Genomic DNA, 8,643 nt, shown 5'->3' on the forward strand with positions numbered 1-8,643 from the left:
CGCCCGCCTGCGGGGCGAAGAGGTACGCGTTCGGAAGCACCGCTTCCGGTGCCGATGAGCGCCGGAGCGCGAAGCGATCAGGCCGGGGCGCAGGGCGGGGGCCGGGGGAGAGGGCAGCATCCGGCTGCACGGCGCCAATCAATGGCTATCAGACAATCTTGCCCATCCAGCGCGAATCCAATGCCTCCCCGAAAATCCGCGAAGAACCTATTCCTTGGACGGAGTGGGGGCTTGGCCTGTCCCTGGCGAGGTGGACAGGGGACCGAACCATAGGAGCAAAATACGCAGCAATCACCGGGCTTTGGACGCATCAGCGTCTTGCAGTGGCTGCATTCATGGAAGTACAGGCAGGCGTTGGAGGGCATTCCCACCCGCATGGTGAAGCCACAGTTCGGGCACGTCAGGTCGGAACCGCAAGTGATTCCATGCATGCTGACCTCCATTCTGCAGGGGAGCGAAGACGCACCGCTCAGCGAAGCTGCGGAGCGAGCCAGGGTGCTGCGAGCAAACCCAGCAGCAGGACAGCAACCAGCCAAAACCAGCGCCGCTGGCGTTTCAGCCTGCATCTCTCTGCACGCGGCCAGTTCACCGCGTAAGCCGGTACAAGATAGAGACGGCTCAAGGCAAAACCCAGAAAAAGCAAGGTCAATCCGATAAGGACTGGTCGATAGGACCTCACCGTGGTCAGGCCCAGGCTCCACCTCCAAGCCCCAGTACCAGGAAGAGGACAGGGCCATAGCAGCACAATGAGGCCGTCATTCCAGCCAGTACACTGGCCCACAGTGAACGGGTAACTGTGATGAGCGCCACGTCATGTGCCTGAGGAAGGCTTGCCCTAGAGTTAATCTAAGACCAGTACCTAAGTACGGAGTCAAGGGGGGCTTATGGCCCAGGAATTGTCTATCGGCAAGCTGGCGACGCTGGCCGGCGTGAGCGTCGAGACGGTCCGCTATTATCAGCGTCGGGACCTGCTGGAGCTGCCGGCCAGGTTGGCAGGCGGCCAGCGGCGCTATGGTCCCGATCAGGTCAAGCGCCTGCACTTCATCAAGCGTGCCCAGTCGCTTGGTTTTACCTTGGCGGAAGTATTAAGCCTCCTGGAGTTGGCCGACGGCCGCTGTTGCGCCGATGCGCGGGCGTTGGCCGTCCGCAAGTTGCAACTGATCGAGACCAAGCTGGCCGAACTCACGGCGATGCGCCAAGCCTTGGGTGAACTGATACATCAATGCGATTTGAACACGGGCGAAATGGCTTGCCCGATCATCCAGGCGATGAACCGGGATTGATCCACGACGACTGCGAAATTGCGTTGCCTTGTCCTACCGATCGCCCCCACCTGACCAGGCATCTGCATTCGTACAGACTGTCCTTAGCACGAAGCTTGGGAAATACAGGTCGAAGTCGCGATCGGCGTCCCTTCGTCCGACGCGGCGCAGACCTTCCAAGCTCCAGAAGACCACCTCTCCGCCTCCCTGACATTGGGCTCGTGCCACTTCACCATCCTCATCGGCCCCGAAATTGGGTTTATTTACCCAAGATTGGGTCTCAATCCCCACTCGTCCATTTGCCTGCAACTTTGCCTCGACTCGTTTCGAATCAAACTCAATAGCTTTTACCGGAGTCGGAGGAAGGTTTTGCACGATCGTCCCATTGCCCCCGGCTAGCCAGCTGGCGCGGCCCTGTCATTCGCACCCTCCCGGCGTTCTCGTTCACTGCTCGCTTCAGGCGCGTCCCTTGCATTGGTTGCAGTGGCATCTTCATGGATCCAATCAATCCAGACGCGGGGAGTCGATGGCGGCGACCCGACGACGAAGCAGGACATTCGCGTCAATGGACAAAACCATGGATAGAGCAACCTTGGTCCTGCTGGATGAACTGTTCGAACGAGCTGTCGCTGAACTGGAAGCCAATGGTTTTGCGAGAGAGAGCATCAGGCTCCCGAACCCTATCCCTGAGCGGATTCGCCTTGCGGGGGAGTTGCTGGTGGAACGGGCAGTGGACAGGTTCCCGTCACTTGATCCTTACGTCTCATCAAGTGCAGATGGATCCATTGTCTTGGTGCTGGATGGTCGGAAGACGAGGTGATCCCGAACCACGTCAGATTTTCATTCGGACGTACCAGGAGCGCTCAATGGAAAATCCTTTCATATGGGCAGAAATACACCGCCTGTCGCTGAATATCTCGGCGACCCATATCGCCATGGTGGCCTTTCTGGAGCGGGCAATGGTGCCTTGGTCCGATGATCAGGTAGTGGAGTTCGAACGCATTTCCGCCGCCGAGGTAGCGGCGATCAATGAATACCGCAGTTTCCTCGAGCGTAGATGCGGCGGCCATTCGACCCCACGAAAGCTACCCAGCGGCGGCCGCCGGCAAGCCTGAAGTGCAATCAAACCTCAAAATTGCGGGCAATTTGGGGCGTCAGGAGGAGCCCCTCGCGCAGGGTTTCTTCGTCACGGAAGGTTTCCCCATGTCAGGGCAGCCTCGGGGTAATGCGATTCTCCGGCGGCACCGGGAATAGGAGGCCGAGTACCGCGAACGCGGCTCTGCGCACTGCAATGGCAGGTGCGATCGGTCGGTGGTGGCGCCACTTCCACGGCGTCTTCGCCGGCGTGTACGCGTGGCCTGTGTTTCAAGTCGCCCACATCTGTCACGAGTCTGATGTTCGGTCGTTGACACTCGGGCCGACGGAACTAGCCTCAGTTCGTGGGAAAATTTCCCGCGTAACTATGCCGGCTGGCTCAGAAGGATAGTGCGGATACCGCGGTTTCCTTTTCATGCTGCAGACAGAGGGCCGCGCCGGTGGGTTGGCCGCTTCAATGAGCGGCTGGGAATCGACTGGTAACTGCGCGTTCCTGCGTGCGTGAGGTTGACATCATGAACCGCCAATGGGTCCTGCCTGCCCCTGAGACACCCTCCATCCCAAAGAAACCCGTGCTTATGAGCGCCGGCTTGACCGCATTCGTGACCTTATCGTTCGGCCTGCTCAGTGGGCTGGCCGAGGCCGCAAAGTCCGAGGGCTGCGAAGGTGGCGGATTCTCCGTTGTGCTCCCTGGCGGAACTGTCAGTGGTGCGACAGCAATGGAGGTGCCTGCCAGTACATTGGGAACCAGCTTTCTTGTTCAGGGCAAATTCGTGGTGTTTGAGGTCGATGCGGCCACACTCGGCGTTCGCAACTACGCCCTGACCGCAGCGCCGAATCCGCAAGATATGACCGGTGGCATACCCACCACAATCTTCGCCAGCAAGGCCCCGGATCTCCAAGGGGTGAGCTTGAATGGGAACCTGACGCTTGAGATCGACGGTACCGATGTCCTGCTGGCGAGGAGTGGTCCAGGTGTCAGCATGAAAATTCAAGCCAAGGACTGTGCCCAGGGCGGCATCTTCCAGATGGAGCCGGAACGTGCCGATGGCGCCACCACCGATTTCACACATGTGCTGGCGGACGGGGTGTTCTATTTCGATAACCCGAACTTCACAAATCCACCGCCCCTGCCGCTGTGTACTGCGCCGAATTTCACCCCGCAGTGTTATCCGGTGCCTGTGACCCCGCGGGTGAATTTTGCCAATGACCTTTCGCCAAAGTTTGTCGGTCGGGATAGCCCCCAGGTCGCCACTCGCATCAGTCAATTCGGTGGCGTATCGGTATGGCGCGTGGCCAGTGGTGGGCGAATGGGGGGAGTACTCGGCGAAGACTCGGTAGAGGTTGCCCCGCCGGCCACGAGCTGCGTCAAAAACTGCCAGGCGCAGAATCGCGTGCGTGGCAGGTTCCCGGTGCTTGGATTCCCCTTCCCGGTCCCCGACGCGAGCCGACTGACGCCACGGCTCCCGTAGCGTATCAAGCCCGGCTTGAGCCCGGAGTACCACCTTGCCAGCGCGAGGGTCCTGGCGAGGAGGAGGGCAGCACGGCTGCTTCGCGGCTGACCTTCAGCAGGGTTGGCAGGGCGCATTTGCCAATTTCGCGGCTGTGCGCGTGTCGCCCAGGGTTCAAGTAGCCCAGGTGCAGCGAGTCCCGATAGTCGGTCGTTGACACTTGGACTGGCAGCACTAGCCTCAAAGTGTGGGAAAAATTCCCACACATAGATTCTGACTGGCCTACAAGGATAGTGCGGAAACCGCAGTTGCCTTTTCATGCTGCAGATCGATAGCCGCGCCGGTTGGCTGGCCGCTCCAATGGACGGCTGGGTATTTGCTGGTTCTTGTGTTCGAAACGGGAATGGCTACGCAACTCCAAACGGAGGCTCATCATGCTGCTAAAGAAGTGTTTGCTGGCTCTGGCGATTGCCGGAGTCCTGTCGGCGTCGACGGTCCTGGTACCCGATTACATGGCTAGTTTCTCCAGCGCGTATGCCAAAGATGGCGGCGGCGGCGGCGGCGGCGGTGGCAGCGGTGGTGGGGGTGGCGGTAGCGGCGGCGGAAGCGGTGGTGGTGGCGGTCACGGCGGCGGTGGAAGTGGCGGGGGTCATGGCGGCGACGGAGGCGGACACGGTGGTGGCCACAGCGGCGACGGAGGTGGTCACGGCGGTGGCCATAGCGGTTCAGGCCACAGTGGCGAAGGTGGCGACCACGGCGGCAATAGCGGTCCTGGGAGCGCGAACAGCGGGCGTGGCCAAGACAATGATGCAGACCACGATGTCGGCGGGCCGCATGGTGTCGGCCACGGCGCGGATGATGGCGCCGACCATGACGTAGGTGAGGCCCACGGTGTTGGCCACGGCGCAGATGACGGGGCCGATCATGATGTCGGCGGACCTCATGGTGTCGGTCATGGTGCGGATGACGGCGCCGACCACGACGCTGGCGAGGCCCACGGTGTTGGCCGGGGAGCGGATGATGGCCCCGATCATGATGTCGGCGACGACCGCTCGGGGGCTTGAACAGCCGATCCAGCGAGCCGCAGAACCCGGAGTCCCTCCGGGTTTTGTGGCGCGAGGGCGGTAACGTAGAGGGTTGTAGTGCTCTAGGCGATGGAGGTTGAAATGCGGAGAATCTCGGGCTAGCCGCTGGGCTGACCGCTCAGGCGAGCTTTCCCGGTCGGTACTGTTCTTGAGGAATGCCTTGAATGCAATTACCCACTTTGCCTCCCTCTCTACTACCGGCGCTGAAACACGTCATGCGCCCATTGGTGAGGCTGATGCTCAAGAAGGGGGTCACCTATTCCAGCTTTGCCGATTTGCTCAAGGAGATATTCGTTGATGTCGCCGAGCGCGAGTTTCGCCTCGACGGCAAGCCGCCGACCGACAGCAGGATCAGCCTGCTGACGGGGGTGCACCGCAAGGACGTCAGACGCTTGCGGGCCATGGCGGCCGGGCGGGCGGCCATCCTGCCCGAGGATATTTCGTTTGGGGCGCACCTGGTCAGTGTCTGGCTGAACAACTCGCCGTTCTGCGAGGAGCCCGGCCGGCCGTTGCCCCTGGCTCGCCTGGCCAGCGTTGGTGGCGAGTGCTCGTTCGATGGGCTGGTGGCCCAGGTCAGCAAGGATATCCGTGCCCGCGTCGTGCTGGACGAGTGGCTGCGTCTGGGCATTGTGCGAACGGACGACCAGGACCAGGTCCACCTGGAGACGATGGCGTTCATTCCGCAACGGGGGTTTGACGAGAAGGCAGCCTATTTCCGGCACAACCTCCACGACCATGCCTGCGCCGCGGTGCACAACCTGACCGAAGACGGGACGCCTTTCTTCGAACGCAGTGTCCACTACGACAGCTTGTCGGCCGCCGCTGTCGACCAATTGCGCGAAGCCGTCAAGGCAGATGGCATGCAGGTGCTGATCGGCTTCAACCAGTTGGCCGCCGAGTTGGAGGAACGAGACATTCCGCCTCCTGATGCCAAGCAGCGCATCACCATCGGCCTTTATTTCTACACTGAATCCAATCCGCCAGAAGTCCCCGACGACTCGACAACGGCCAGTTCGTCATGAGCACTGCCACGCGCTTGTTGTGTGCCTTCGCTTTCCTTTGCGGCCCGTTGCTGCTGGCTTCTCCCACGCTGAGCGCCGCACCGGTTTGCCTTGAGCCGGGCGGCATGGGAGGAACGGGCGCCGTTGCGACTGGCGGTATCGGCGGTACGGGCGCACCAGCCGATAACGGCGGCATAGGTGGCACCGGCGCACCCGCCAACAACGGTGGAATGGGCGGTACCGGTGCACCTGCCGATGAAGGTGGAATCGGTGGTACGGGCATTGTGGGAACCATCACCGGATTCGGCTCCATCTGCGTTAACGGCGTGGAAGTGCACTTCGATGACAAGGCTTCGCTGAGTGAGAACGGCGTACCCGCCAGCAGCAACCAATTGGCCATAGGCCAAGTCGTGGCGGTAGAAGCGCGAAAATCGCCACGCGGCCTCGAGGCGCGGAGCATCGCGATCCTCCATGCCTATGAAGGTCCGATCACCGATGTGGCAACGGGCGCTGCTCCGATGCGAGTGATGGGACAGCCCGTTCGCGTTGCCGCAGGGGCCCGTGTGGCAGAAGGTCTGCGCATCGGTGAACCGGTTCGGGTCAGTGGATTGCGCAATGCCCTGGGCATCGTTGTCGCCAGCCGGATCGAGCGGGCACCGAAGCTGGCTCAGGTCAGCGCCATTGGTGCGATCGAGCGACCCGGTAACCTGCAAGGTCTGGCCCTCAGCAAGCCGTTGGCGCCTAGCGGCGAGGTCCTGGTGCGCGGCACCTGGAATGGCAGGCAACTGAATGTCGTCCAGACGCGGAGCGATCCTGGCATTCCCTTCGCCGGACGGGTGCGTAATGCGCTGGTGGAAGGCCTGGTGCGCGGACAGAAGGGCAATCGCATCGAGTTCGGCGGATTCACGGCCTATGTGGACAGCGGTACGTCCTATCGCGACGGGCAGGCCGCCGATCTTGCGGTCGACAAGCGCATCCGGGTGTCCGGCGTGTTTGAGAAGGGGCGTGAAATCCGGGCCGTGCGCATCGAATTCTCCCGGGAGCAGCCCGCAGCCTCCATCCACGAGGGTTCCGATCACCAGGGCTCGTCTACGGAAGATACCGAGGAACACGAGAATAGCGGTTCCGGTCGGGACGGCATCGAGTCTGAGACCCGCGAGCGCAGCAGCGATGGCGAGACGCGGGAGAGAATCGAACGGAGCGACGATGGCGAGACCCGGGAGCGAATCGAGCGGAGAGTGGAATCCCCTACCGGAGAGCTGGAACGTCGTGAGCGGATAGAAATACGTGATTCCGGTGACCGCCTGGAAACCCGGGAGCGGATCGAGATTTTCGAGAACGGTGTGCGGGTCGAGCGGATCGAGAGAATCGAGCGAATCGAACGGCCGGACCCTGTCGATAGACCGGAGCGGGTTGAACGCGTCGAGCGTGTCGAGAGGGTGGACAGGCCTGAACGCGTCGAACGACCGGAGCAGGTTGAGCGACCAGACCATGTTGAACGGGTGGAGCGGGTCGATAAGGTGGATCGGTCCGGGCCGCACTAGAGGCCTGATCCAGCTCTGCTGCAGGCCGGCATATGCCCAGGCGGGTAGCAGTTGGCCGGCTAAGCTAAGCAGGGCCAGCGTCCTGACGTGAACCGGGTAACCGGGCTCTCTGGAGTTTCCGCCAGGGCCAAGGCATTGATCGTGATGTGAACTTCGATGTCCGGATTGCAACGAGGTAAACATGAGAGCTGCTCGCCTGATCATGCCGGGCCTTCTGGCGTCCCTGGCCTTGCCGGCCCTTGCCGATGTGTTCACGGTTTCTTCAGGGCTTGATTACTCACGGGGGAAATATGGGACACCGACCACCAGCGAGACCTGGTATGTCCCGGTGGTTGCCAAGTACGAAACCGGCCCCATGATCTACAAGTTGACCATCCCGTACCTGCGCATCACCAATCCCTCGGTGGGGCCGGATGGTGAACCATTGCCAGGGGATTGCGGCAGCGTTGAAAAGGGCCTGGGGGACACAGTAGCGAGCGCGAACTACGCGCTGTTGGACGGCAGTCGAGGTGATGGGCTGATCCTGGAGCTGATCGGCAAGGTCAAGCTGCCGACGGCCGATGAAGACAACTGCCTCGGAACCGGCAAGACTGACTTCTCCGCCCAGTTCGACGTCACGCAGGCCTTCGGTGCCGTCAGCGGCTTCGCCACTTTGGGCTGGAAGAAGTTCGGCGATCCCTCGGAAACCAACCTCCACGATCCGATTTTTGCTTCGCTCGGCTTCGTGACCGGGCTAGCGCCCGGGACCTCCGCGGGCGCAGCCTATGACTGGCGACAGAAAGTGATCTCCGATGGCGATGAGATCCAGGAATTCACCCTGTTCCTGACACAAAGGCTCAGCCCGTCCTGGCGGGTCCAGCTGTATGCCCTCAAAGGATTTTCCGATGCCAGCCCCGACTCTGGCGGTGGCTTGATGCTCAGCCACTCGTTCTGAATGGCTATGTCTGCATTAAGTGTTGCTAGAAAGTCCTGAGCCGAGTTGCTTATCGAGTCGGCTGCGAGTCCCCGTTTCGCCTCCCGGCGAGTCTCTATTGGCAGTCGTCGGAATGCCGCACCACCCAAAAGAAACCAAAAGGGCTTGCCCCTGCATCCGGCCCGACTGCGTCGGGTGACCAGCCTTCGGCTGTTACTGCGTTTCCCTTGCTCCATCGTTGCTCCGGGGGCCCGGCGTGAGGGGCCATCCATGGCCCCGCACGCCTCTCGCG

Annotated in this window: 8 protein-coding genes and 1 pseudogene; 8 read left to right on the forward strand and 1 reads right to left on the reverse strand. The window is 61.6% G+C overall.

Translation table 11 applies throughout. The features are described from left to right. Positions 1-236 precede the first annotated feature (236 nt). A pseudogene (locus tag E8F11_RS05615) lies at positions 237-431 on the reverse strand (GDCCVxC domain-containing (seleno)protein); the annotation flags it as partial. Between the two features lie 453 nt (positions 432-884). Between E8F11_RS05615 and E8F11_RS05620 the strand changes: the two are divergent. From E8F11_RS05620 to E8F11_RS05655, 8 genes are all read left to right on the forward strand, one after another. Continuing rightward, positions 885-1,283, forward strand: coding sequence for a MerR family DNA-binding protein (locus tag E8F11_RS05620; protein ID WP_280287817.1), 399 nt, complete (start codon positions 885-887; stop codon positions 1,281-1,283). Between the two features lie 556 nt (positions 1,284-1,839). Further along, positions 1,840-2,082, forward strand: a complete 243-nt coding sequence (locus E8F11_RS05625) for a hypothetical protein (protein ID WP_280287818.1) — start codon at positions 1,840-1,842, stop codon at positions 2,080-2,082. 46 nt (positions 2,083-2,128) lie between these two features. Beyond that, entirely contained in the window at positions 2,129-2,377 is a 249-nt protein-coding gene (locus tag E8F11_RS05630) for a hypothetical protein (RefSeq protein WP_280287820.1), read from the forward strand. A gap of 495 nt (positions 2,378-2,872) precedes the next feature. Next, entirely contained in the window at positions 2,873-3,829 is a 957-nt protein-coding gene (locus E8F11_RS05635) for a hypothetical protein (RefSeq protein WP_280287822.1), read from the forward strand. A 413-nt stretch (positions 3,830-4,242) separates the two neighbouring features. Beyond that, entirely contained in the window at positions 4,243-4,872 is a 630-nt protein-coding gene (locus E8F11_RS05640; RefSeq protein ID WP_280287823.1) for a hypothetical protein, read from the forward strand. Positions 4,873-5,057: 185 nt separating this feature from the next. After that, positions 5,058-5,915, forward strand: coding sequence for a DUF6502 family protein (locus E8F11_RS05645; protein ID WP_280287824.1), 858 nt, complete (start codon positions 5,058-5,060; stop codon positions 5,913-5,915). Continuing rightward, positions 5,912-7,438, forward strand: coding sequence for a DUF5666 domain-containing protein (locus E8F11_RS05650; protein ID WP_280287825.1), 1,527 nt, complete (start codon positions 5,912-5,914; stop codon positions 7,436-7,438). The genes E8F11_RS05645 and E8F11_RS05650 overlap by 4 nt, the downstream gene beginning before the upstream one ends. Positions 7,439-7,619: 181 nt before the next feature. Further along, the gene (locus tag E8F11_RS05655) at positions 7,620-8,372 is read left to right on the forward strand and encodes a hypothetical protein (RefSeq protein ID WP_280287826.1); all 753 of its coding nucleotides are present in this window, start codon (positions 7,620-7,622) and stop codon (positions 8,370-8,372) included. Positions 8,373-8,643 lie beyond the last annotated feature (271 nt).

This window comes from Pseudomonas sp. BN417, from assembly GCF_029871205.1.
Classification (GTDB): Bacteria; Pseudomonadota; Gammaproteobacteria; order Pseudomonadales; family Pseudomonadaceae; genus Metapseudomonas.